Annotated in this window: 20 protein-coding genes; 11 read left to right on the plus strand and 9 right to left on the minus strand. The window is 66.5% G+C overall.

What is annotated here, in order from left to right; translation table 11 throughout:
• Positions 1 to 117: 117 nt before the first annotated feature.
• Complete coding sequence (locus BM133_RS04105) at positions 118 to 414, plus strand: glycine zipper domain-containing protein (protein WP_093431838.1); 297 nt, start codon at positions 118 to 120, stop codon at positions 412 to 414.
• A gap of 69 nt (positions 415 to 483) precedes the next feature.
• Positions 484 to 1,194 carry a phage holin family protein gene (locus BM133_RS04110; protein ID WP_093435027.1) on the plus strand — a complete coding sequence of 237 codons (711 nt, stop codon included), beginning with the start codon at positions 484 to 486 and terminating at the stop codon, positions 1,192 to 1,194.
• A gap of 18 nt (positions 1,195 to 1,212) precedes the next feature.
• On the opposite strand, the gene BM133_RS04115 is transcribed toward BM133_RS04110, so the two are convergent.
• Positions 1,213 to 2,289 (minus strand): quinone-dependent dihydroorotate dehydrogenase, encoded by a 1,077-nt coding sequence (locus BM133_RS04115; RefSeq protein ID WP_093431839.1) that lies wholly within the window; start codon positions 2,287 to 2,289, stop codon positions 1,213 to 1,215.
• Positions 2,290 to 2,329: 40 nt separating this feature from the next.
• Here BM133_RS04115 and rpiA point away from each other — a divergent pair, with 40 nt between their 5' ends.
• Positions 2,330 to 3,043 (plus strand): ribose-5-phosphate isomerase RpiA, encoded by a 714-nt coding sequence (rpiA, locus tag BM133_RS04120; RefSeq protein ID WP_093431841.1) that lies wholly within the window; start codon positions 2,330 to 2,332, stop codon positions 3,041 to 3,043.
• A gap of 19 nt (positions 3,044 to 3,062) precedes the next feature.
• Here rpiA and BM133_RS04125 read toward each other — a convergent pair whose 3' ends face one another.
• From BM133_RS04125 to BM133_RS04145, 5 genes are all read right to left on the minus strand, one after another.
• Positions 3,063 to 3,707 (minus strand): glutaredoxin family protein, encoded by a 645-nt coding sequence (locus tag BM133_RS04125; protein ID WP_093431842.1) that lies wholly within the window; start codon positions 3,705 to 3,707, stop codon positions 3,063 to 3,065.
• Between the two features lie 30 nt (positions 3,708 to 3,737).
• Positions 3,738 to 5,795: a M3 family metallopeptidase gene (locus BM133_RS04130; protein ID WP_093431844.1), complete on the minus strand. Its 2,058-nt coding sequence runs from the start codon at positions 5,793 to 5,795 to the stop codon at positions 3,738 to 3,740.
• 5 nt (positions 5,796 to 5,800) lie between these two features.
• Complete coding sequence (gene folD / locus BM133_RS04135) at positions 5,801 to 6,652, minus strand: bifunctional methylenetetrahydrofolate dehydrogenase/methenyltetrahydrofolate cyclohydrolase FolD (RefSeq protein ID WP_093431845.1); 852 nt, start codon at positions 6,650 to 6,652, stop codon at positions 5,801 to 5,803.
• A 76-nt stretch (positions 6,653 to 6,728) separates the two neighbouring features.
• Positions 6,729 to 7,361: a response regulator transcription factor gene (locus BM133_RS04140; protein ID WP_012747279.1), complete on the minus strand. Its 633-nt coding sequence runs from the start codon at positions 7,359 to 7,361 to the stop codon at positions 6,729 to 6,731.
• On the minus strand, positions 7,358 to 9,898 hold the full coding sequence (locus tag BM133_RS04145; RefSeq protein ID WP_042577214.1) for a PAS domain-containing sensor histidine kinase: 2,541 nt from the start codon (positions 9,896 to 9,898) through the stop codon (positions 7,358 to 7,360). The genes BM133_RS04140 and BM133_RS04145 overlap by 4 nt, the downstream gene beginning before the upstream one ends.
• 216 nt (positions 9,899 to 10,114) lie before the next feature.
• Between BM133_RS04145 and aceE the strand changes: the two genes are divergently transcribed.
• The 4 genes from aceE to lpdA are packed head-to-tail and all read left to right on the plus strand — an operon-like array spanning position 10,115 to position 16,998.
• Positions 10,115 to 12,841, plus strand: coding sequence for a pyruvate dehydrogenase (acetyl-transferring), homodimeric type (gene aceE, locus BM133_RS04150; RefSeq protein WP_093431847.1), 2,727 nt, complete (start codon positions 10,115 to 10,117; stop codon positions 12,839 to 12,841).
• A gap of 49 nt (positions 12,842 to 12,890) precedes the next feature.
• Positions 12,891 to 14,582, plus strand: coding sequence for a dihydrolipoyllysine-residue acetyltransferase (gene aceF / locus BM133_RS04155; protein ID WP_093431848.1), 1,692 nt, complete (start codon positions 12,891 to 12,893; stop codon positions 14,580 to 14,582).
• The gene (locus BM133_RS04160; protein WP_093431850.1) at positions 14,579 to 15,172 is read left to right on the plus strand and encodes an Ntn hydrolase family protein; all 594 of its coding nucleotides are present in this window, start codon (positions 14,579 to 14,581) and stop codon (positions 15,170 to 15,172) included. The genes aceF and BM133_RS04160 overlap by 4 nt, the downstream gene beginning before the upstream one ends.
• Positions 15,169 to 16,998, plus strand: a complete 1,830-nt coding sequence (gene lpdA, locus BM133_RS04165) for a dihydrolipoyl dehydrogenase (RefSeq protein ID WP_093431852.1) — start codon at positions 15,169 to 15,171, stop codon at positions 16,996 to 16,998. Before BM133_RS04160 ends, lpdA begins: the two co-directional genes overlap by 4 nt.
• Before the next feature lie 87 nt (positions 16,999 to 17,085).
• Here lpdA and BM133_RS04170 read toward each other — a convergent pair whose 3' ends face one another.
• Complete coding sequence (locus BM133_RS04170) at positions 17,086 to 17,667, minus strand: C40 family peptidase (protein WP_093431853.1); 582 nt, start codon at positions 17,665 to 17,667, stop codon at positions 17,086 to 17,088.
• 241 nt (positions 17,668 to 17,908) lie between these two features.
• Here BM133_RS04170 and BM133_RS04175 point away from each other — a divergent pair, with 241 nt between their 5' ends.
• Positions 17,909 to 19,039 (plus strand): PQQ-dependent sugar dehydrogenase, encoded by a 1,131-nt coding sequence (locus BM133_RS04175; protein WP_093431855.1) that lies wholly within the window; start codon positions 17,909 to 17,911, stop codon positions 19,037 to 19,039.
• A gap of 9 nt (positions 19,040 to 19,048) precedes the next feature.
• On the opposite strand, the gene BM133_RS04180 is transcribed toward BM133_RS04175, so the two are convergent.
• Entirely contained in the window at positions 19,049 to 19,843 is a 795-nt protein-coding gene (locus BM133_RS04180) for an alpha/beta hydrolase (protein WP_093431856.1), read from the minus strand.
• 10 nt (positions 19,844 to 19,853) lie between these two features.
• Positions 19,854 to 21,476, minus strand: a complete 1,623-nt coding sequence (locus BM133_RS04185) for a 4-hydroxyphenylacetate 3-hydroxylase family protein (RefSeq protein WP_093431858.1) — start codon at positions 21,474 to 21,476, stop codon at positions 19,854 to 19,856.
• A 112-nt stretch (positions 21,477 to 21,588) separates the two neighbouring features.
• Here BM133_RS04185 and BM133_RS04190 point away from each other — a divergent pair, with 112 nt between their 5' ends.
• The 3 genes from BM133_RS04190 to BM133_RS04200 all read left to right on the plus strand — a co-directional run bounded on the left by BM133_RS04190 (position 21,589) and on the right by BM133_RS04200 (position 24,966).
• On the plus strand, positions 21,589 to 22,293 hold the full coding sequence (locus tag BM133_RS04190; RefSeq protein ID WP_093431859.1) for a TetR/AcrR family transcriptional regulator: 705 nt from the start codon (positions 21,589 to 21,591) through the stop codon (positions 22,291 to 22,293).
• A 12-nt stretch (positions 22,294 to 22,305) separates the two neighbouring features.
• Entirely contained in the window at positions 22,306 to 22,908 is a 603-nt protein-coding gene (locus BM133_RS04195) for an isochorismatase family protein (RefSeq protein ID WP_093431861.1), read from the plus strand.
• Between the two features lie 90 nt (positions 22,909 to 22,998).
• A complete protein-coding gene (locus BM133_RS04200) occupies positions 22,999 to 24,966 on the plus strand; it encodes a propionate--CoA ligase (RefSeq protein WP_256219191.1) in 1,968 nt (655 codons plus the stop codon).
• The last annotated feature ends 52 nt before the right edge of the window (positions 24,967 to 25,018 follow it).

A 25,018-nucleotide genomic window follows, 5' to 3' on the forward strand; every position in this document is an offset into this window, starting at 1 on the left:
CAAGTCTGCACATCTGCCGCGCATGAGGGGCTTTCGAGCCTGTAACATGACACCACGCCATTTGCTGGCGTGAAGCCGCCGGCGCGGTGCCGGTGTCATCACGGAGGAAAGATTCCAATGAGTGCATCCAACAATCTTGAAGCAGCAGCCGAAGACATCGCAAGCGACGTGCGCGGCGTGCTGGCCAGCAAGGACCTGGATTCGGTTCCCCACATCAAGGCGCTGCGCCAGCGCATCGACACCAAGCTCGCCATCGCGCGCGAGCTCGCCGCCGAGAAGAGCAAGCTCGCCGCCAAGAAGGCGCGCGAGGCCGCCTCCGCCACCAACGCCTACGCCCACGACGAACCTTGGCAGATCGCAGGCGCCGCACTGGCCGTCGGCGTGCTGGTGGGTCTGTTGCTTGGCCGCCGCTGATCGCGCCGACCCAAGCGCGCACTGCCGGACCATTCGCTGCCGCGCGCTGAGCGGGGCCGGCGCATGCCCATGAGGCTGCTCTCCCTGTTCGGGCTGGGCAGCCGCATCCGCCAACTGCGCATTGCCGCCGCCGAAGGCGCGCTGGCAGCCGAAGACCGGGTGCAGCTGCTGCGCATGGCCTGGAAGGACGAGAAGCAGCGCCTGAAGCTGATGCTCATCCTCGTGGTGGCCGTGCTGGGGCTGACCACCGTCACGGTGGCCCTGCTGTCGATGGCGGTGGTGGTGCATTTCTGGGAAACGCCTTACCGCATCACGGCCGCCTGGTCGGTGGCTGGCGTCTGGATCGTGCTCTGGGTGGGCGCAGCCTCTGGCTTGCTGCTGACCCTGCGCAATGCCTCCAACAGCTTCATTCCGGCACGCCAGGAGTTCGAGCGCGACTGGGCCTGGGTGCAGGACAGCTTCGGGCTCGGCAAGGACCCGGAAGACGAGGAAGCGCCGCGTCCCCCTCGGCCGGCCACGCGCGAGGAATTGCTGGCGCGCATGGAACGTCAGCGCGAGCGCATTGCAACCCTGCAGGGCGGTCGCGAGACGCAGCCGGCGAGCACCGAGCGCGAGGCACCTCCGCCGAACGAAACGGCCACGGCCGCCGCACTGCGGATCGCGCGAGCGCATCCGGTGGCTGCTGGCGTCGTCGCCGCAGCTGCCGTGGTGGTGATCCGTCCGAAGCGCCTGCTGCGCTGGGCGGCCGTCATTGCGCCGATCCTCTGGCGCATGCGCTGAAGAAAAAGTGAAAAGGTCTCAGGCCTTGCTGCGATCGCGCAGCAGCGCCTGGGCCGCTTCGCGGACCAGCGCCGGGCCGCGATAGATCAGACCGGTGTAGATCTGCACCGCGTCCGCGCCGGCGGCGATCTTGGCCTTGGCATCGGCCGCGTTCAGGATGCCGCCCACGCCGATGATCGGAAAGTCTTTCCCCAATGCCGCGCGCAGCTGCGCAATCACGCGGTTGCTCGCCTCGCGCACCGGCGCGCCTGACAGGCCACCGCCTTCATCGGCATGCGGCAGGCCCGCCACCGCATCGCGCGCCAGCGTGGTGTTGGTGGCGATCACGCCGTCCATCCGGTGGCGCTGCAGCGTGGCGGCGATGACTGCGACCTGGGCCTCGTCCAGATCGGGCGCGATCTTCACGAACAGCGGCGAGCGCTTGCCGTGGCGCGTGGCCAGCGCCTCGCGCCGCTCGGCCACCGCACCCAGCAGCGCATCGAGCGCCTCGTCGCTCTGCAGCGTGCGCAGGTTGGCCGTGTTGGGGCTCGAGATGTTGATCGTCACGTAGTCGGCGTGCGGGTACACGCCATCCAGGCAGGCCAGGTAGTCGTCCACCGCGCGTTCGATCGGCGTCGCGGCGTTCTTGCCGATGTTCAGGCCGAGCAGCATCGGCGTCTTGCCGCCGCTGCTCTTGCGAAAGCGCGCCTTCTGCACATTGGCCAGGAAGGCGTCGAGCCCGTCGTTGTTGAAGCCGAGCCGGTTGATCAGCGCATCGCGTTGCGGCAGGCGGAACATGCGCGGCTTGGGATTGCCCGGCTGCGCCTTGGGCGTCACCGTACCGACTTCGACGAAACCGAAACCCATGGCGGCAAAGGCGTCGATGCAGCGGGCGTTCTTGTCGAGTCCGGCTGCCAGGCCCACGCGGTTCGGAAAGGTCAGCCCGGCCAGGGTGATGGGGTCGTCCACGCGCGAAGCGGAATAGGCGCAGGCCAGCGGCGTGTTCTGCGTGCGCGCGAGGCCGTCCAGGGTGATTTCGTGGGCGTGTTCGGGATCGAAACCGAACAGGAAAGGGCGGGCCAGGCCGTAGAGCGAAGAGGGCAGCAGCAGGGGCATCGGATAATTCTCGACTTCAATGAGCCAAGGATTCTCCGCGATGACCGCACCCGCCTCCCCATCTTCCGCGCCCGCCACTCTTTCGCAGGACGAACTCAAGGCCCAGGTGGGCCGCGCCGCATTGGCCTACGTGGTCAAGGGCGAGATCGTCGGCGTTGGCACCGGCTCGACGGTCAACAAGTTCATCGACGCACTGGCGACGATCAAGGACGAGATCAAGGGCGCCGTCTCGAGCTCGGTCGCATCGACCGAACGCCTGCGCGCGCTGGGCATTCCGGTGTTCGACAGCAACGAGGTCGAAGAACTGGCCGTCTACATCGACGGCGCCGACGAGATCGATCACCGGGGCTTCATGGTGAAGGGCGGCGGCGCGGCGCTCACGCGCGAGAAGATCGTGGCGGCCCAGTCGAAGCGCTTCGTCTGCATCGCCGATGCTTCCAAGCTGGTCGAGACACTGGGTGCCTTCCCGCTGCCGGTGGAAGTGATCCCGATGGCAGCGCAGCGCGTCATGCGCCAGTTCGCTGCAATGGGGGGAATCGCTCAGGTGCGCGAGAAGGACGGCCTGCCGCTGGTCACCGACAACGGCCAGCACATCGTGGACGTGACGGGGCTGAAGATCGCCGACCCGCTCGCGTTCGAGTCCGAGGTGAGCCAGTGGCCCGGCGTGGTGACGGTCGGTGTCTTCGCCCACCAGAAGGCCGATGTGTGCCTGCTGGGCACGCCCTCGGGCGTGCAGACGATGCAGTTCGCCTGAGGGCGAGGCGCCGCCCGGGTCAGAACTTGATGCCTGCCGGGTTGCCCGCACCCGGATCGCTCGGCGCAGCGGGCGGTGGCGCAGGTTGCGCGACGGGTGCCGCAGCGCGGGGCGCGGGTGCTGCCTGTTGCGCAGCGATCAGCGGCCGGGCCGGCGCATTGCGGTAGCCGGCGGGCAGGCTGTTGCTCTTGGGGTAGCCGGCCGCGTCGAGGTACTGCGACCATTCGGCATCCCCGTAGCCCTTGAGCTGCTGCGAACCGATGGTGAGCAGCGGCAGCGAACTCTGGCTGCTCAGGCGCTGCAGCGCCTCGATCTCTTCGTTGCTCTTGACCGTGCGCTCCTCGAACGGGACGCCGCGCGTGGTGAGCAGCGTGCGGGCCGCGCTGCAGGGCGCGCAGTCTTCGCTGGTGTAGAGGGTGACGGGGTAGCGCTGTGCCACCTGCCGCAGTTCGTAGGGCAGCCCCGCCGTGTTGGCCGGCGTGGCGGCGCCTTGCGGGCCCGCTGCCGGCTCGGTGCTGGCGGCGGGCGCCCGGTCCGAGAACGTGACCTTGCCGTTCTTGTCGACGTTGCGATAGATCGGCTGGGCCATCGCGCCTGCGGCGACGAGCAGCAGGGCGAGGCCGGTCAGGCGAGGCGACAGGGATTTGTAAGGGGTCAGATACATCTCCCGAGTATCGCAATCTTCAGCGCCGCATCAAGCAGGCTGGGCCTCGGCCATGCCCTGATGTCGCAGCAATGCATCAAGCTGGGGCTCGCGGCCGCGGAAAGCCTTGAACGAATCCATGGCGCTGCGGCTGCCGCCGGCCTCCAGGATGGCCTGGCGGTACTTGCGGCCGGTCTCGATGTTCGGCTCGCCGTCGGCACCCACGGTTTCCTCGAAAGCTGCGTAGGCGTCGGCGCTCAGCACCTCGGCCCACTTGTAGCTGTAGTAGCCGGCCGCGTAGCCGCCCGAGAAGATGTGGCTGAAGGTATTCGGTGTGCGGCTGAAGGCCGGGGAGGGCATCACGGCGACTTCGCTGCGCACCTTGCCCAGCAGCGCCATCACGTCGCCCGGCTTCGCGGCTGCCGCGTGGTACTCGGTGTGCAGCAGCATGTCGAACAGCGAGAACTCGATCTGGCGCAGCGTCTGCAGGCCGCTCTGGAAGTTCTTGGCGGCGGTCATCTTGTCGAAGAGCGCGCGCGGCAGCGGCTCGCCGGTATCGACGTGGGCCGTCATGTGGCTGAGCACGTCCCACTCCCAGCAGAAGTTTTCCATGAACTGGCTCGGGAGCTCGACCGCGTCCCACTCGACGCCGCTGATGCCCGAGACGTCGCGCTCGTTCACCTGCGTGAGCATGTGGTGCAGGCCGTGGCCGAACTCGTGAAAGAGGGTGGTCACGTCGTCGTGCGTGAGGAGGGGCGGCTTGCCGTCCACGCCGCTGGCGAAGTTGCAGACCAGCTGCGCGACCGGCGTCTGCAGCACGCCGTTGTCGGGGCGCAGCCAGCGTGCGCGCACGTCGTCCATCCAGGCGCCGCCGCGCTTGGCGGCGCGGGCGGAGGGGTCCAGGTAGAACTGGCCGACCTTCTGGCCGGCGCGTTCGATGCGGTAGAACTCGACGCTCGGGTGCCACGTGGGCGCCGTGTCACGGCGGATCGACACCTCGAACAGCGTCTCGACGATCTTGAAGAGACCCGCCATCACCTTCGGCGCGGGGAAGTATTGCTTGACCTCCTGCTCGCTGAAGGCATAGCGCGCTTCCTTGAGCTTCTCGCCGATGTAGCTCCAGTCCCAGGGCTGCGGGTCGGTGATGCTCAGTTGCTCGGAGGCGAAGACGCGCAGGTCGGCCAGGTCGCGCTCGCCGTAGGGCTTGGCCTTGGTGGCCAGGTCGCGCAGGAACTTCACGACCTGCTCGGGCGATTCGGCCATCTTCGGCACGACCGAGAGTTCGCCGAAGTTGTTGTAGCCCAGGAGCTTGGCTTCTTCTTCGCGCAGCGCGAGGATCTCGGTGATCAGCGCGGTGTTGTCGAAGGCCGCATCGCCGAATTCGCTGGCGCGCGTGACGTAGGCGCGGTAGAGCGTTTCGCGCAATGCGCTGCTCCGGGCGAACTGCATCACCGGAAGGTAGCACGGCATCTTGAGCGTGAGCTTGTAGCCTTCCTTGCCTTCGGCATCGGCGGCCGAGCGCGCAGCGCTCACCACGTCCTCGGGCACGCCGTCCAGCTCGCCCAGCTTGGCGTAGTAGGCGAAGGCGTCGGTGGCGTCGAGTGCGTTTTCGCTGAACTTCTGGCTCAGCTCGGCCTGGCGTTCCTGGATGTCGGCGAAGCGCTTCTTGGCGTCGCCCTGGAGCTCGGCACCCCCCAGCACGAAGTTGCGCACGGCGTTGCGGTGCGCCTGGCGCTGTTCGGCATTGAGCGTGGCGACGTCGATGGCCTTGTACTTCGCGTACAGCCGTTCGTCGGAACCCAGGCGGGTCCAGAACGCGGTGACGCGGGGCATCGCCTCGTTGTAGGCGGCGCGCAGTTCGGGCGTGTCGGCCACGGCATTCAGGTGGCCGACGGCGCTCCATGCACGGCCGAAACGCTCCGATGCGACTTCGAGCACCTTGGAGATTTCGTTCCAGTCGGCTGGAAATTCCGGCGCCGTGACGGCCTGCAGCGCGGTTTCGGCTTCGGCGAGCAGCACGTCGACGGCGGGCGCGACGTGCTCGGGCTTGATGCGGTCGAACAGCGGGAGGTCGGTGAAGTCGAGGAGGGGGTTGTTCGTCATGGCCATGGAAGTTACTTGGCGGCGCGTTCGGCCGCTTCAAGGGTGTTTGCCAGAAGCATGGCGCGGGTCATCGGGCCGACGCCGCCGGGGACGGGGGTGATCCAGCCGGCCACTTCCTTCACGCCGTCGAAATCGACGTCGCCGGCGAGCTTGCCGTCCGCCTTGCGGTTCATGCCCACGTCGATGACGACCGCGCCGGGCTTGACCATGTCGGCGGTCAAGAGGTTCAGCTTGCCGACGGCAGCGACGATCACGTCGGCCTGCCGCGTGATGGCGCCCAGGTCTTGCGTGGCGCTGTGGCAGATGGTCACGGTGGCGCTCTTGGCCAGCAGCATCATGGCCATCGGCTTGCCCACGATGTTGCTGCGCCCGATGACCACCGCGTGCTTGCCGCGCAGGTCGTAGCCGATGGCCTCGAGCATCTTCATGCAGCCGTGCGGCGTGCAGGGCCAGAAGCCGGGGGCGCCGGTCATCAGTGCGCCGGCGCTGGCCACGTGGAAGCCGTCCACGTCCTTGGCGGGCGAGATGGTCTCGATGACCTTCTGGCTGTCCATGTGCTTTGGAAGCGGCAACTGCACCAGGATGCCGTGCACCTTCGGGTCGTCGTTGAGCGCACGGACGCGGGCCAGCAGGTCGGCCTCGGTCATGTCGGCGGGGTAGGTCTCCAGCGTGGCCTCCAGGCCCGTCTGCGTGCTGTCGTTGACCTTGTGCTTCGTGTAGACCTGGCTGGCCGGGTCCTCGCCCACGAGGATGATGGAAAGAGCCGGGTTCACGCCACGGGCCTTGAGTGCGGCGGTGCGGCCTGCGACTTCGGCGCGGATGGTTTTGGCGAGGGCGTTGCCGTCGATCAGTTGGGCGGTCATCGGTTTCGATTTTCCAAGTAAAAACGCCCGCTTGCGCAGGCGTGGGGGGTATGCATCTCTCTCGGGGAGATAACGTCTAGGCCTTGGCCGCGGGGGCCGCCTGCCCGAGGGCGATCTTCAGCAGATCGGCCACGGTGTTGGCGTTGAGCTTTTCCATGATGTTGGCGCGGTGCGCCTCCACCGTCTTGATGCTGATGCCCAGGTCGTCGGCGATCTGCTTGTTCAGGCGGCCGGCGACGATGCGCTCGAGCACCTGCGCCTCGCGGCCGGTGAGCTTGGACAAGAGCGCGTCGCGGCTGGCCGATTGCTGGTGCTGGGTGAAGGCGCCGCGCGCATGTTCGAGCATGCGCTCGACCAGCGTGACGAGCTCTTCGTCGTTGAAAGGCTTCTGGATGAAATCCATCGCGCCCTTCTTCATGCTGTCCACCGCCATCGGCACGTCGCCGTGGCCGGTGATGACCACGATCGGCAGCGGGGAGCGCCGCTCGATCAGCCGATCCTGCAATTCGAGGCCGGTCATGCCGGCCATGCGGATGTCGACGATCAAACAGGCGACTTCGCGCGGGTCGTATCGGGAGAGAAAGGATTCGGCGGAATCGAAGCAGCGGACTCTGTAGTCCTTGCCTTCGAGAAGCCATTGCAGCGAATCGCGTACGGCTTCGTCATCGTCGACGACGTAGACCGTGCCCTTCTTCGGAATCAAACTCATGCAGGTACCTTTGCCTCGTCGCTAGCTACGGAACTGATAGCGTCCAACACCGGAATCCAGAAGGAAAAACGGCATCCGATCACATCCGGGCCATTGTAGATGTTCTCCGCCTGCATCCGGCCGCGGTGCGACTCCACAATCGTGCGACATAAATTCAGCCCGATGCCCATGCCTTCGGGCTTGGTGGAGAAGAAGGCTTCGTACAGCCGGTCCATCACTTCGGGCGAGAGACCCTTGCCCGTGTCCTGCACCGAGAACTCGATGGCGTTCTGTCCCTCGATCGTCTTGGGCAGCACGCGCAGCTCGACGCTGCGGCGCGCGAGCGGCCGGTCGGCGAGGTCGATGGATTCGGCCGCGTTCTTCAAGAGGTTGACCATCACCTGCTCGATGAGGATCGGATCGACCCGCACCACCGGCAGCCGCGCGGCGACGTAGTGGTTCAGGCGCACGTTGCGGCGGCGCAGTTCGATGCCCGCGAGTTCGACCGCTTCGCTCACCATGGTCGCCACGTCGGCGGGCGTGCGGTTCGGTTCGCTGCGCTTCACGAAGGAGCGGATGCGCTGAATGATCTGGCCGGCGCGCTGGGCCTGCTTGGACGTCTTCTCCAGCGCGGCGAGCAGCGCCTCGGTGTCGATCGTCTGCCCCTTGATGCGCGACATCATCCCGTTGCAGTAGTTGGTGATGGCAGTCAGCGGCTGGTTGAGCTCGTGCGCGACGCTGGAGGCCATCTCGCCCATCGTGATGAGGCGGCTCGCAGCCTGGGCCTTGTCGGCCTGCGCGGCGGCTTGCTCTTCGGCATCGCGGCGCGGCGTGATGTCGGTGGCGATCACCAGTTGCGCGAGGCGGCCGTCCACCCAGGTGAGGTAGCGCGAGCGCACTTCGAGCCATTTGCCGAGGTGGGGCACGAAGATTTCGTTGTTGGCGGCTTGCGCGGCAGTGAGCGTGTCGATCGGCAGGCCGGCATACGGGTCCACGTCGTCCAGGCCCTCGTCGTGCGCATTCGACGCCGGCACGCCGGCCTGCGCCACCATGCCCAGGTGGCCCACGGTGTCCGAGCCGAACCAGAGGCGGTACAGCTTGTTGGCGAACAGCAGTTCTTCGCTTCCGATGGGTGCGACCGACACGGCCGCATCGAGCGCCTCGAGCACCGTGGTGAAGCGTTCGTAAGACGCCGACAGCTGCTCGCGGATGCGCGTGGGCTCGGTGATGTCGGTCATCGACGTCATCCAGCCAGTCTGGTGGCCGCGCGCGTCGATCAGCGGCGACACATAGAGGCGGGCGTTGAACACGCTGCCGTTCTTGCGCTTCACACGCACCTGGAAGCCGCCGGGCAGGGCGCGCCCGTGCAGTTCTTCTTCCAGCCGCTCGTTCATCACTTCGCGGTCGGACTCGAGCCAGTAGGGGAAGGGCGGCGACTGGCCGACCAGTTCGGCTTCGCTCCAGCCGGTCATCGCGCAGAAGGCGGCGTTCACGTAGGTGATGCGGCCCTGCAGGTCGAGCACGCGCATGCCTGTGAGCATGGAGTTTTCCATCGCGCGGCGGAAGTTGGTCTCGGCCACCAGGCGTTGCTGCGCCTGCAGGCGCCGGCGCGTGTGGCGCCAGGTGCCGATCAGCATCCAGCTGGTGAGCACGCTGAGCGCGCAGACCAGCCAGAAGAGGCCGTTGCCCACCACGCCCTGCGAGGTCCGATAGGCCTGCGCGCGCAGCAGCAGCGCATTGCCGACGGGCGACACCGGCACTTCGTATTCGTTGGTTCGCTCCGACCACGGCAGCAGCCGCGTGCCGCTGTCCTTCAGGTTGGCCGTGTTGCCGGCGATGACGTTGCCCTTGGCGTCGAGCAGCGAAACCGCATAGCGCGCCTGCACCTCGGAGGGCATGCCGTAGCGCAGCAGCCCGTCGACCGAGAACTCGCCGAGCACGACGCCGGCGAACAGGCCCTGGTCGAAAAGGGGGATATGCAACTGCAGCATCGCGGCCGGGTCGCCGCCGGCCACCGGCTGCGAATACACCGGCTGGCGCAACTCGCGCGCCAAGGCGTAATTGCTTTCGATGTCGCCGGGCCGCAGCACGTCGCCGATCAGGTGCTGCTGCGCCGGGTGCACGCTGGGCGCGGCGTAGCCGGCCTTGAAGCGGCGGCGGTCGTCGATCCAGGTGATGGTCTGCAATTCGGGAAACTGGCTCACGAGCGATTCGGCCCGGCTCGTGAACTCGGTCGGATCGATCTCGCGGTTGGAGGCATCGCGCGCGATGCGCATCAACTGCTCCTGGCGCTCCAGGAGGCGCAGGCGCATGCGCTGCTGCGCATATTCGACGTCGCGGCGCACCGACTCCTGCTCGCGCTCGACCTCCTCGGTGCGCAGGTACCAGAAGGCGGAAACGATGGCGGCCAGGAACAGCAGCACGGCGGCCATCGGCGCGAGCATGGCGACCGCGTCCTGCAGCACCGGCGTCTGCCGACGCCACCAGCGGCGCCACCAGGAGAGCGGCGAGGCGTTCACGGCACTGCGGGCAACCGCCAGCGGGGAGGAAAAAGGCATCGCGCGAGTTTAGGGGATGCCCCTCGGGAAACGTCGGAAAAGCGCCAGTGCCATTGATCCCGTCGCGGTCGGGTCCTGTCAGGAAAAGTCACATAAATATCACATTAAGAAAACTGCATGCGCCATTTGAAATATCAGGATTTCTATGCGAAACTCGCCCGCGTTTATTGCAGAGCGCACTAAATTACAGCCACAGCCCTAAAAGGAGAGACAAGCATGTCGGCAAATCCCGAGAACCTGTTCGGCTCGGCCGCAAACGATGCGGACGCCCAGGAGACCCGTGAATGGATGGATGCACTGTCTTCCGTCATCCAGAGCGAGGGTCCCGAGCGGGCCCACTTCCTTCTCGAGCAACTGCTCGAACATGCCCGGCAGCACAGCATCGACAAGCCGTTCTCTGCCAACACCGCTTACGTCAACACCATCGAGCCCGACCAGGAAGAGCGCTGCCCCGGCAACCTGGAAATCGAAGAACGCCTGCGTGCCTACATGCGCTGGAACGCCATGGCGATGGTGGTCAAGGCCAACCGCCACCACCCCGCCGAAGGCGGTGACCTCGGCGGCCACATCGGCTCCTTCGCCTCGCTGGCGAACATGTTCGGCGCCGGCTTCAACCACTTCTGGCACGCCGAGAGCGAAAACCACGGTGGCGACTGCCTCTACATCCAGGGCCACGTGTCGCCCGGCATCTATGCCCGCGCCTACCTGGAAGGGCGCCTGACCGAAGAGCAGCTGCTCAATTTCCGCCAGGAAGTGGACGGCAAGGGCCTCTCCAGCTACCCGCATCCGAAGCTGATGCCCCAGTTCTGGCAGTTCCCCACGGTGTCGATGGGCCTCGGCCCGCTGATGGCGATCTACCAGGCGCGCTTTCTCAAGTACCTGCACGCCCGCGGCATCGCCAACACCGAGAACCGCAAGGTCTGGGTGTTCTGCGGCGACGGCGAAATGGACGAAGTCGAATCGATGGGCGCCATCGGCCTCGCAGCGCGCGAGGGCCTGGACAACCTGGTCTTCGTCATCAACTGCAACCTGCAACGCCTGGACGGTCCGGTGCGCGGCAACGGCAAGATCATCCAGGAGCTGGAAGGTGAATTCCGCGGCTCGGGCTGGAACGTCATCAAGCTGATCTGGGGCAGCGGCTGGGACCAGCTGATCGCCCGCGACAAGGAAGGTGCCTTGCGCAAGATCATGATGGAGACGAACGACGGCGACTACCAGTCGTTCAAGGCCAACGACGGCGCCTACGTTCGCAAGCACTTCTTCGGCCGCGATCCGCGCACGCTGGAGATGGTCGCCAAGATGAGCGACGACGACATCTGGCAGCTGCGCCGCGGCGGCCACGACTCGCAGAAGGTCTACGCGGCCTTCGACGCGGCCGTCAAGCACAAGGGCCAGCCCACGGTGCTCCTGATCAAGACGGTCAAGGGCTTCGGCATGGGCAAGATCGGCGAAGGCAAGAACAACGTCCACCAGACCAAGAAGCTGAGCGACGAGGACATCATGGCCTTCCGCGACCGCTTCAACATCCCGATCCCGGACAGCCAGATCGCCGACCTGCCGTTCTACAAGCCGGCCGACGACACCCCGGAAATGAAGTACCTGCACGAGCGCCGCAAGGCCCTCGGCGGCTACCTGCCGCACCGCCGCACCAAGGCCGATGAGAGCTTCACGGTGCCCTCGCTGGACACCTTCAAGTCGGTGATGGAGCCCACGGCCGAAGGCCGCGAGATCTCGACGACGCAGGCCTACGTTCGCTTCCTCACGCAGCTTCTGCGCGACAAGGCGCTCGGCCCGCGCGTGGTGCCCATCCTGGTGGACGAGGCCCGCACCTTCGGCATGGAAGGGTTGTTCCGCCAGATCGGCATCTACAACCCCGCAGGCCAGCAGTACACCCCGGTCGACAAGGACCAGGTCATGTACTACAAGGAAGACAAGGCCGGCCAGATCCTGCAGGAAGGCATCAACGAAGCCGGCGGCATGTCCAGCTGGATCGCGGCCGCCACCTCGTACAGCACGAACAACCGCATCATGGTGCCGTTCTACGTGTACTACTCGATGTTCGGCTTCCAGCGCATCGGCGACCTGGCCTGGGCGGCTGGCGACATGCAGGCGCGCGGCTTCTTGCTGGGCGGCACCTCGGGGCGCACCACGCTCAACGGCGAAGGCCTGCAGCACGAAGACGGCCACAGCCACATCCTGGCCAACACCATCCCGAACTGCGTGAGCTACGACCCGACCTTCGCGCACGAAGTGGGCGTGATCCTGCACCACGGCCTGAAGCGCATGGTCGAGAAGCAGGACAACGTCTACTACTACCTGACGCTGCTCAACGAGAACTACGCGATGCCGGGCCTGCAGCCGGGCACCGAAGAGCAGATCATCAAGGGCATGTACCTGTCCAGGCAGGGCCCGGTGGTCAAGGCCGCCAAGGGCAAGGAAGCGCCGACCGTGCAACTGCTGGGCAGCGGCACCATCCTGCGCGAGAGCTTCGCGGCGCAAGAGCTGCTGGAGAAGGACTGGGGCGTGTCGGCTTCCGTGTGGAGCTGCCCGAGCTTCAACGAGCTCACCCGCGACGGCCAGGACGCCGACCGCTGGAACCTGCTGCACCCGGACCAGACCCCGCGCGTGTCGTTCGTGGCCGAGCAGCTCTCGCCCACGACCGGCCCGGTGGTTGCATCGACCGACTACATGAAGGCCTATGCGGAGCAGATCCGCCCCTTCATCCCGAAGGGCCGCACCTACAAGGTGCTGGGCACCGACGGTTTCGGCCGCAGCGACTTCCGCAACAAGCTGCGCGAACACTTCGAGATCAATCGTCACTACATCGTGGTGGCTGCGCTCAAGGCGCTGAGCGAAGATGGCACCGTGCCGGTGGCCAAGGTGGTGGAAGCGATCAAGAAGTACGGCATCAATGTCGACAAGGTCAACCCGCTCTACGCTTGAACATCAACAACCAACGAACGAACGGCGCCTCGCGGCGGGAGACAACGATATGGCAGCAGTGGAAGTGAAGGTGCCGGACATCGGCGATTTCGATGAAGTCGCGGTGATCGAGGTGCTGGTGAAGGTGGGCGACACGGTCAAGGCCGAGCAGTCGCTCATCACGGTGGAATCGGACAAGGCGTCGATGGAGATTCCCTCCTCGACCGCCGGTGTGGTCAAGGAAATCAAGGTCGAGATCGGCGGCAAGGTGAAGGAGGGCTCGGTGGTGCTCGTGCTCGAGGCCGAAGGCGCTGCCGCGGCACCGGCACCTGCAGCGGCCCCGGCCCCGGCCCCTGCGGCCGCCGCCCCGGCGCCTGCAGCCGCGGCGCCCGCGCCGGCTGCCGCACCCGCAGCAGCCTCCGGCCCGGTCGAGATCAAGGTGCCGGACATCGGCGACTTCAAGGACGTCGCGGTCATCGAGCTCTTGGTGAAGCCCGGCGACACGATCGCGGCCGACCAGTCGCTGATCACGGTGGAGTCGGACAAGGCCTCGATGGAGATTCCATCGTCGGGTGCCGGCGTGCTGAAGGAACTCAAGGTCAAGGTCGGCGACACCGTCAACATCGGTGACCTGATCGCGATCCTGGAAGGTGCGGCAGGCGCCGCACCTGCCCCCGCGCCTGCGCAAGCTGCTGCAGCCGCCCCGGCCGCAGCAACCGCCAGCGCCCCCGCGCCGGCCGCTGCTTCGCCGGCCCCGGCCGCAAGCCCGGCTGCCGCTGCCGCACCGCACGATCCCACCACGGCACCGAGCGCCAACCTGCCGCACGCGTCGCCTTCGGTGCGCAAGTTCGCCCGCGAACTCGGCGTGCCGCTCGAAGAGGTCAAGGGCTCCGGTCCCAAGGGCCGCATCACGCAGGAAGACGTCCAGGGCTTCACCAAGGCCGTGATGAGCGGCCAGGCCAGCACCAAGGCGTCGGCAGCCAAGGCGCCGGCCGGTGGCGGCAGCGCGGACGGCGCGGCCGGCGCGGCATTGGGCCTCATCCCCTGGCCCAAGGTCGACTTCACCAAGTTCGGTGCGGTCGAGCGCAAGGACCTGTCGCGCATCAAGAAGCTCAGCGGCGCGAACCTGCACCGCAACTGGGTGATGATTCCGCACGTCACCAACAACGACGAAGCCGACATCACCGAGCTCGAAGCCTTCCGCGTCTCCACCAACAAGGAGAACGAGAAGTCGGGCGTGAAGGTCACGATGCTGGCCTTCGTGATCAAGGCGGTGGTTGCCGCTTTGAAGAAATTCCCCGACTTCAATGCCAGCCTGGACGGCGACCAGCTCGTCTACAAGCAGTACTACAACATCGGCTTCGCGGCCGACACGCCCAACGGGCTCGTGGTGCCGGTGCTGAAAGACGCCGACAAGAAGGGCATCCTGCAGATCAGCGCCGAGATGGGCGAACTGGCCAAGAAGGCGCGCGACGGCAAGCTCGGCTCGGCCGACATGCAGGGCGGCTGCATGTCGATCAGCTCGCTGGGCGGCATCGGCGGCACGCACTTCACGCCCATCATCAACGCTCCCGAAGTGGCCATCCTCGGCCTCTCCAAGGGCCAGATGAAGCCGGTGTGGGATGGCAAGCAGTTCGTGCCGCGCCTGACGCTGCCGCTGTCGCTGTCTTACGACCACCGCGTGATCGACGGTGCCCTGGCTGCGCGCTTCAACGCCTACCTGGGGCAAGTGCTCGCGGACTACCGTCGCATCCTGCTATGACCACCGTAGTGGCCGTCCGCAAAGGCGGCCAGGTCACGATGGCAGCGGACTCTCTGGTGACCTTCGGCGACACGCGCCTGTCGCACAAGGCCGAGGCGAACCAGAAGATCTTCACCGTCGAGGACGCGGCGGGCACGAGCCTGTTTGCGATGGCCGGTGCCGCGGCGCACTTCCTGGTGCTGCAGCACGCGCTGGCCGCGCAGGAGCGCGAGAAGCTCTTGTTCGGCAGCAAGCACGAGATCTTCCGCACCTTCACGATGCTGCATCCGGTGCTCAAGGACTCGTTCTTCATGCAGACCAAGGAAGACGAGCACGAGCCCTACGAGTCGAGCCAGTTCACGATGCTGATGGCCAACCAGAGCGGCATCTACGGCATCTACAGCTACCGCGAGGTGTTCGAGTTCAAGCAGTTCTGGGCCATCGGCTCGGGACGCAGCTTTGCGCTGGGCGCCATGCACGCGGCCTATGACATCAAGTCGCGCAGCGCGCGCGACGTGGCGGAGGCGGGGATCGCCGCCGCCTGCGAATTCGATCGCAATTCGGCCCCACCGGTCGACGTTCTCACACTCAAACTGAAAGTGTCCAAATGAGCGAACAACAAATCAAGGTGCCCGACATCGGCGACTTCGACGAAGTCGCGGTGATCGAGGTGCTGGTCAATGTCGGAGACACGGTCAAGGCCGAGCAGTCGCTGATCACGGTCGAATCGGACAAGGCCTCGATGGAGATTCCGTCGTCGGCGGCCGGCGTGGTGAAGGCGCTGGCGGTCAAGGTGGGCGACAAGGTCAAGCAAGGCTCGGTCGTGCTGACGCTGGAGGTGGAGGGTGCCGCGGCACCTGCACCGGCTGCCGCTGCGCCAGCGCCTGCTGCTGCGGCTCCTGCGCCCAAGGCCGCTGCGCCCGCACCGGCGCCGGTTGCAGCGCCTGTCGCGTCCACCTACGGCGGCAAGGTCGATGTCGAGTGCGACGTGATCGTGCTCGGCGCCGGCCCTGGCGGCTACTCGGCAGCCTTCCGCGCGGCCGACCTGGGCCTGAAGGTCGTGCTGATCGAACGCTATGCCACCCTCGGCGGCGTGTGCCTGAACGTCGGCTGCATTCCCTCGAAGGCGCTGCTGCACGTGGCCTCCGTCATGGACGAGGTCAAGCACTTCGCCGACCTGGGCGTGAGCTTCGCCGCGCCCACGATCGACCGCGCCAAGCTGCTCGGCCACAAGAACAAGGTGGTGGGCAAGCTCACCGGCGGCCTCACCGCCATGGCCAAGATGCGCAAGGTGACGGTGCTGCGCGGCGTCGGCAACTTCATCGACCCGTACCACCTGGAAGTCGAAGAAACCTCCGGCACGAGCTGGGACACCACGGGCAAGAAGCAGACCGTCAAGTTCCGCAACGCGATCATCGCGGCCGGTTCGCAGTCGGTCAGCCTGCCGTTCATGCCCAAGGGCGATCCGCGGATCGTGGATTCCACCGGCGCGCTCGAAATGGGCACCGACCCCAAGCGCATGCTCGTGCTGGGCGGCGGCATCATCGGCCTCGAGATGGGCACGGTGTATTCCACGCTGGGTGCGCGCCTGGATGTGGTCGAAATGCTCGACGGCCTGATGCAGGGCGCCGACCGCGACTTGGTGAAGGTCTGGCAGAAGATGAACGCGCCGCGCTTCGACAACATCATGTTGAAGACCAAGACGGTCGGCGCCGAGGCCACGAAGGAGGGCATCAAGGTCACCTTCGAGGGCGAGAATGCACCCAAGGAGCCGCAGGTGTACGACCTGGTGCTGCAGGCCGTGGGCCGCAGCCCCAATGGCAAGAAGATCGGTGCCGAGAAGGCCGGCGTCGCGGTGAGCGACCGCGGCTTCATTCCGGTGGACATCCAGATGCGCACCAACGTGCCGCACATCTTCGCCATCGGCGACATCGTGGGCCAGCCCATGCTGGCGCACAAGGCGGTGCACGAGGCGCACGTGGCGGCCGAGGTGATTGCTGGAGAGCAGAAGGGCGACAAGGAGCTTTCCAGCGCCGCCTTCAATGCCCGTGTGATCCCCAGCGTGGCCTACACCGACCCCGAGGTGGCGTGGGTGGGCCTCACCGAGGACCAGGCCAAGGCCGAAGGCATCAAGATCAAGAAGGGCCACTTCCCGTGGACCGCTTCGGGCCGCGCCATCGCCAACGGCCGCGACGAGGGCTTCACCAAGCTCCTGTTCGATGCCGAGACGCACCGCATCCTGGGCGGCGGCATCGTCGGCACGCATGCGGGCGACATGATCGGCGAGATCGCGCTGGCCATCGAGATGGGCGCGGACGAGATCGACATCGGCAAGACCATCCACCCGCACCCGACGCTGGGCGAAAGCATCGGCATGGCGGCGGAGGTGGCGCACGGTACGTGTACCGATCTGCCGCCGGTGAAGAAGGCCGCCTGATAGCTTGGTAGAGGCTGAGGCGCTATCGAGCGCCCATAAAAAATCCCGCCGCGGCGGGATTTTTTTCGTCCTGACCGAGGAAGAGGATCAGTCGCCGGTCCGGGCGTTGGCCGCTGCGGCCTTGATCTCTTCGGTCGGTGCGCCGCCAAGCACGCGGCGGGCGCCGTCGAAGCGGCGTTGCCAGTAGCTGCCGTTCATGTCTTCGACACGAACCTGGGCGCCCGAGCGGGGGGAGTGGATGAACTTGCCTTCGCCGACGTAGATGCCGACATGGCTGAAGGCGCGGCGCATGGTGTTGAAGAACACGAGGTCGCCGGGCTTGAGCTGGCTGCGGTCGATCTTCTCGGTGGCGGCGGCTTGCTCTTCGGCGCGGCGGGGGAGCATGTGGCCGACGGTCTGGTTGTACATCGCGCGGACGAAGCCGCTGCAATCGAAACCGGACTCTGCCGTGTTGCCGCCGCGGCGGTAGGGGACTCCGAGGAAGCCGATGGCGGTGACCACCAGGTCGGAAGTTCGTTCGGTGACTGTTTGACGGACCTGCTTGAGTTGGCCGATCAGACCCTTGTCTGCGAGCAACCCGGCCAGTTCGTCATCGGTTCGATCCTGTGGAGGGGCTGCATGGACAGCGACGGCAAACAGGAGGGACGCGGGTAGGACGAAAAAACGCATGCCGCGTAGGATATTGATGACGCGCGGTTATGTCAATTTAATCTGAATTAGCGAATGTGTCTGCAAATCATTGATTTGCTTGAAGTTTTTCGATTCGGCCGAAGAAAAAATGTAACGGTCGACCTTTATGGCCCATAAGTGGTTCGTTTCGAATGGGCCTTCGGCATCGGGGTGAAATGGCCAATGGCCTGGATTCGGGCGTTAATTACCGCCAAGATTGCGCCAACTCTCCGGAAAAGACATGAACCTGCAGATTCGTGCGATCTTTCGTCTTACGCGCCGCGCTGTGGCCGGCGCTGCTTTGGGGTTGTGCGGGCTGGCCCTGGCGCAGGGGCGACCTGAAATCCTGGCGGCCGGCCTCGAAAACCCCTGGGGCCTCACCTTTCTGCCGGGCGGCCGCTACGTGGTCACGGAGCGTCCAGGCCGCCTGCGGTTGATCGGCGAGGGCGGAAAGATCGGTGCGCCCATCGCAGGCTTGCCCGCCATTGCCGCCGGAGGCCAGGGCGGATTGCTCGACGTGTTGGCCGATACAGGCTTCGAAAAGAACCGCACGCTGTATTTCTGCTTCTCCGAACCGGAGGCCGGTGGTTCCGGCAACAGCACCGCGCTGGCCAGCACCCAGCTGTCGGCCGACGGTGCCCGGCTGGAGAACCTCAGGATCATCTTCAGCCAGAAACCCAAGGTGGCGAGCCGCGCGCATTTCGGCTGCCGCATCGTCGAGGCGCGCGACGGCACGCTGTTTCTCACGCTGGGCGACCGCTTCAGCCGGAAGGAAGATGCGCAGAAGCTCGACAACCACCTGGGCAAGGTGGTGCGCATCAACAAGGACGGCTCGGCGCCGAAGGACAACCCCTTCGTCGGCAAGGCAGGCGCGCTGCCCGAGATCTGGAGCTACGGCCATCGCAACGGCCAGGGCGCGACGCTCGCGCCCGACGGCCGCTTCTGGATGACCGAGCACGGCCCGCAGGGCGGCGACGAAATCAACATCCCGCAGGCCGGCCGCAACTACGGCTGGCCGGTGATCACCTACGGCGAGAACTACGGCGGCGGCAAGATCGGCGAGGGCATCACCGCCAAGGACGGCATGGAGCAGCCGCTGCACTACTGGGTGCCATCGATCGCGACATCGGGCATGGCGTTCCTCACGAGCGACCGCTACGGGGCGGGCTGGAAGGGCAACCTTTTCGTGGGTTCGCTGAAGTTCGGCTACCTGGACCGCATCGAACTGAAGGACGGCAAGGTGGTCGCCGAGCACAAGCTGCTGACCGACAGCCGGGCGCGCATCCGCGACGTGAAGCAGGGGCCGGACGGCCTCATCTACGTGCTGACCGACGAGGCCGACGGCAAGCTGTTGCGCCTGCGGCCGAACTGAGCGCGCGATTCAGCCGGGGCAACCCGGCAGCGGCAGGGTCGGCAGCATGCGGCGCCAGAGCCGCGTCCACTCGGGCCAGTCGTGGCCGCCTTGCGTCGTGAAGACGCGGTCCGCCGGCAGCGCGGCCGCGAGCAGCCGGTGGCTGAAGGCAAAGCGGTCATCGACCGCGTAGCCGAGATAGAGCGGCGGCCGCGCGCCGAAGGTGGCGCTGGCACCGACGTAGCCGCGCAGCCATTGCCAGAGCTGCGTTTCGTTCGGCGTGCGTGGGTCGCTGCCGGGTGGATCGCTCAACGGTCCGGTCCAGCGGGCGATGCCGCCGGCATTGGCGATGTCGGTGCTGAGGCCGCGCTCGCCAAGATAGGGAGCGAGCGTGACGAGGCCCGCGAGTTCGCCGGGATGCGTCTGCGCGTAGAGCAGCGCGCCGAAGCCGCCGACCGAGATGCCGACGATCCAGATCGACTTGTAGCCCTGGCTGCGCGCCGGCGCCATCACGTCCTGGCCGAGGCGCTCGAGGATCGTCTTGTTGTTGTAGTAGCCCAGGTGCGCATCGACCCGCACCACGTCCACCGCGAGCCTGTTGTCGTTCAGGGCGCTGACGAAGCCTTCGCGCACGAACTCGTCGGGGTGCGAATACGCGCCGGGCAGCATCACGAGGAGCGTGTCGGCGTTCGCTGTGCAGGTGCTTTTTTCGAGCGTGGTGTCCAGCGGGACCTTGGCCGTGCGCAGGCCGCCGCAACCCGCGACCAGCAGCGCCGCGCACAAGCTCAGAACCTGGAGGTGGCCTCGCGTGGAGAGAATCCGCATCCGCCGGAGTCTAGGTGCGCAGCGACACCGGCAGGTCGACCATCACCGGCTGGCCGGGCGTCGTGCAGCCGGTGTCGCAGCATTTGCCGGGCTGGCGATTCTTCGTGATGGCGCGCGCCGGGTCGTGCGGCGCGGCGGCGGGCGATCCGTCGGCCGCAATGCCGCGCTCCAGGATGCGCTCGACCAGCTCGACCTTCGAGCCGACCGGGTAGTTGCGCCAGATCTCCTGCTTCATCGCCGCCGGCGAGCCGCCGCCATGCAAGCTGATCACGCTGTACCAGCCGCCCTGGTAGCCCGCGGTCAGGTCTTCGATGAAGCGGGCCGTCTCGATGCGCTGCTCGTAGGGAATCGCCGGATTGGCGCGCAGCACGTCCGACAGGCGGGCGGCGGGCTCGGGGGTGTGGTCTTCGTCGGGGCCGGGCAGCGTGACGATGAGGCCGCCGCTCACGTAGTGCGCGATGCGGTGCATGTCGTAGATCTTTGTCGCCAGCAGCAGCTTGCCGATGTTGCTGAACACCGGGTCGGGCATGAAGACTTCACAGTGTTCGTCGGCCTTGCCGTAGACGCTGGCCGCCACGCCGCAGGCGAAGAAGCTCTCGGTGATGGTGATGAGCTCGACCATCTGCTCGCGCAGGTGGCTTTCCTTGCCGGGATCGAAGCCGTTGGCCTCGCACATCAAGGCGCCGGCGCCGATCAGCAGGTCGCCGAAGCCGGCGCGGGCGCCGATGCAGCTGTGGCGATGGTGGGTGGCATAGCTGTAGGTGAGGTGTCCGGAGTGCTCCCATTCGCCGGCGTAGAACACGCGCTCCCACGGCACGAAGACCTTGTCGAACATGCACACGCCGGTGCTCTGGCCGTACTTGCGGCTGAAGAGCGCATCGCCGTGCTCGAGCTTTTCGCCGGGCCGGCCTGCCGGGCGCGCGACGATGGTGAGGCCGGGCGCATCGAGCGGCACGGCGCAGCACACGGCGAAGTCGGCGTCTTCGCGGCCCATGTTGCGGCAGGGCATGACCAGCAGTTCATGCACGTAGGGCGCGCCGGTCACGATGGCCTTGGTGCCCGAGATCACGATGCCGCGGGCGTTGCGCTCGACCACGTGCAGGTAGCTGTCGACGTTGGCCTGCTCGTGCGGCCGGCGGCTGCGGTCGCCCTTGGCATCGGTCATGGCCACGCCCAGGGTCAGGTCCTGGTCCTGCACGCGATGCAGGTACTCGCGGAAGCGCGCGGTGTGCTCGGTGCTGCCGCGCGCGTCGTCGATGCGCGCGGACACCTGCGCGATGGCGTTGAGCGCGTCGTGCGTCAGGTAGCGCTGGGCGCAGCCGGTTTCCTGGCAGACCAGCCGCACGGCCTCCAGCTTGTTGAGCAGGTCGCCGGAGCTGGTGTTGATGTGCGAGAGCCGGTTCACGCGCTTGCCGCTGGTGTGCTGCACGGCGGTCATCAGCGGCTCGTATTCGGTCTTCAGGGCGTAGTCGTAGGTGAGGGCGATGGCATTGATGCCGGGCTGGAAGGCGGCTTCATCGGCCACGCTGTCGACGCGGCGGCCATCGACGAACACGTTGGGGCTGTAGCGGCGAAGCGATTCGCGGTAGTCGGCGCCGGACATGAGGGCGGCGGCAGGGAGTGGGGCGTTCATCGGTTGTCTCCGGGTTTTGATCGTCGGCACAAATATTTGAACATTGTTCATTTTTTATATCAATGTTAAAAAATATGAACCGGTGCCCAATCCGAGGCTTATAGTGCCGCCCATGCACGCCAAGCTCCAACGCCGCCAGACCCTCACCGACGCCCGCCGTGCCCTGGTGCTCGACGCCGCCCGCACGGTGTTCGGGGAGGCGGGCATCGAGGGCGCGAGCATTCGGGAAATCGCGAAAAAGGCCGGCTACACGCCCGGTGCCATCTACTCGTATTTCGAGAGCAAGGAGGCGATCTACGCCGCGCTGCTCGACGAATCGCTGCTGCGCCTGCAGACGGCCGTGGCCGAGGCGAAGGTGTCCAGGAGCCGGCCGGACAAGACCCTGGCCGCCAAGGCGCAGGCCTGGTTCGACTTCTACGCAGCGAACCCGCGCGACCTGGACCTGGGCTTCTACCTCGTGCACGGCATGCGCCCCCGCGGCCTGACCAGCGAGCTGGACCACGAACTGAACGACCGCCTCTACGACGCGCTGCGCCCCTGCGAAGACGCGCTGCTGGCCATGGGCCTCGACGCGGCGCTGGCGCTGCAGGAAAACACGGCTCTCTTCGCGCACGGCGTCGGCCTGCTGCTGATGCAGCACACCGGCCGCATCCGCATGTTCAAACAGTCGGCCGATGCCCTGTTCAAGACCTACCTGGCGCAACTGACGCAGCGCTCCGCCGCCCCAGCGACGAAGGAAGATGCCGGCGAGCCCGCGTCGGCGGGCCAACCCGATCTTTTCGGTGGTACGGTTCGACCCAATTCAACCGATACCTGAAAGACACCGTTCATGCTGCTCGACGCCTCGCAATCCCAACTCGTTCTGGTCGACTACCAGGTGCGACTGATGCCTGCGATCTTCGAGACCGAAGCGGTCGCGCAGAACGCGGTGCGGTTGGGCAAGCTGGCGCGGCTGTTCGAGGTGCCGGTCTTCGGCACCGAGCACAACCCCTCCAAGCTGGGCGAGAACGTGCCGGACATCCGCGCGCTGTGCCAGCGCACCCTGCCCAAGATGCACTTCAGCGGCGTGGAAGAGGGCCTGGGCGAATGGCTGCGCGTGCCGGCCAAGGTGCCGCAGGGCAATGCCCGGAGCCTCCCCAAGCACCTGCAGAAGCCGGCCGCCGCGGCCGAAGAGCGCAACACCATCGTGATCGCCGGCTGCGAAGCCCACGTCTGCCTGCTGCAGACCGCGCTCGACCTCTTGGAAGACGAGTTCGAGGTCTGGGTGGTCACCGACGCCTGCGGCTCGCGCACCGAGCGCAACCGCGACGCCGCGTTCGACCGGCTGGCCGGCGCCGGCGCCGAGCTCGTGACGACCGAGATGGTTGCCTTCGAATGGCTGCGCACCGCGGAACACCCCGCATTTCCTGAAGTGCTCGCGCTGGTCCGCTAGCCCGATAGCCAAATTGCGGCCTGCCGGGCAGGGCTCGGCCGGATTGTTCCGGCCGTCAGCTTGCTGCAAGATCGGTCTCCATAATTATGAATTCAGTTTTGGCGAGACTGCCGAAGCCGGACGAATAACAGGAGACAAACCGAGATGAGCCGCTACGAAGAGTTCTACCGCCAGTCCGTCGACGCGCCCGAGGCCTTCTGGGCCGAGCAGGCGAAGCTGATCGACTGGCAGGCCCCCGCAGAGCAGATCCTGGATGCCAGCCAGCCGCCGTTCGCGCGCTGGTTCGTGGGCGGCACGACCAACCTGTGCCACAACGCGGTCGACCGGCACCTGGCCGCGCGCGGCGACCAGCAGGCGCTGATCTTCGTGTCCACCGAAACCGGCGTCGAGAAGAGCTACAGCTTCAGCGAACTGCACGCCGAGGTGCAGCGCACCGCCGCCAGCCTGGTCGAACTCGGCGTGGGGAAGGGCGATCGCGTGCTCATCTACATGCCGATGATTCCCGAGGCCGCCTTCGCGATGCTGGCGTGCGCCCGCATCGGCGCCATCCACTGCGTGGTGTTCGGCGGATTCGCGAGCGGCTCGCTGGCCACCCGCATCGAGGACGCCGAACCCAAGGTCGTCGTGAGCGCCGATGCGGGTTCGCGCGGCGGCAAGGTCATCGCGTACAAGCCGCTGCTGGACGAGGCGATCCGCCTGTCGAAGTACAAGCCGGCCGCGGTGCTGCTCACCGACCGGGGTCTGGCGCCCATGGACCTGGCTGCCGGCCGCGACCACCTGGCCAGCGACCTCCGCCAGAAACACCTCGATGCGCAAGTGCCCTGCACGTGGCTCGTCTCGACCGACATCAGCTACACCATCTACACGAGCGGCACCACCGGCAAGCCCAAGGGTGTGCAGCGCGACGTGGGCGGCTATGCGGTGGCGCTGGCCGCGAGCATGAAGCACATCTTCGACGGCCGCCCCGGCGAAACCTACTTCTCGACCAGCGACATCGGCTGGGTGGTGGGCCACAGCTACATCGTCTACGGCCCGCTGATCGCCGGCATGGCGACCATCCTGTACGAGGGGCTGCCCACGCAGGGCATCGACCGGCAGCCCGACGGCGGCATCTGGTGGCGCCTGGTCGAGAAGTACAAGGTGACGGTGATGTTCAGCGCGCCCACCGCGGTGCGCGTGCTCAAGAAGCAGGACCCGGCGCTGCTGAAGACATACGACCTCTCGACCCTGCGCGCGCTGTTCCTGGCGGGTGAGCCGCTCGACGAGCCGACCGCGCGCTGGATCAGCGAAGGCCTGGGCGTGCCGATCATCGACAACTACTGGCAGACCGAATCGGGCTGGCCGATGATCACCATCGCCAACGGCGTGGAGGCCAAGCCCAGCAAGTTCGGCAGCCCGGGCATCCCGATGTATGGCTACCGCATCAAGATCCTGCACGAGTCGACCGGCGAGGAACTCACGGCACCGAATGAAAAGGGCGTGGTCGTGGTCGAGGGGCCGACGCCACCGGGCTTCATGCAGACCGTGTGGAAGGACGACAAGCGCTTCGTCGACACCTACTGGAAGAGCGTGCCCGGCAAGATGGTCTATTCGACCTTCGACTGGGGCATCCGCGATGCGGACGGCTATTTCTACATCCTGGGGCGCACCGACGATGTGATCAACGTGGCGGGCCACCGCCTGGGCACGCGCGAGATCGAGGAGAGCATCTCGGGCCACGCCAACGTGGCCGAGGTCGCGGTGGTCGGCGTGGCCGATGCGCTCAAGGGGCAGGTGGCGATGGCCTTCGTCGTCCCGAAGGACGGCCTTGCCGTGACCGACGCCGATGCGGCACTGAAGCTCGAAGGCGAGATCATGAAAGTGGTGGCCGACCAGCTCGGCACCCTCGCGCGGCCCGCGCGCGTGCGCTTCGTCTCGGGCCTGCCCAAGACCCGCAGCGGCAAATTGCTGCGGCGCGCCATCCAGGCCGTGTGTGAGCAGCGCGACCCGGGCGACCTGACGACCATCGACGACCCGGCCACGCTGCAGCAGATCAAACAGTTACTCGATAGGGGCTGATATCTCCCCAATGGGGGTTGCGGACCCCCTTGCCGCCGTCATATGGTTGACG

Origin of the sequence: Variovorax sp. 770b2 (genome assembly GCF_900115685.1) — a bacterium.
GTDB lineage: Bacteria > Pseudomonadota > Gammaproteobacteria > Burkholderiales > Burkholderiaceae_C > Variovorax.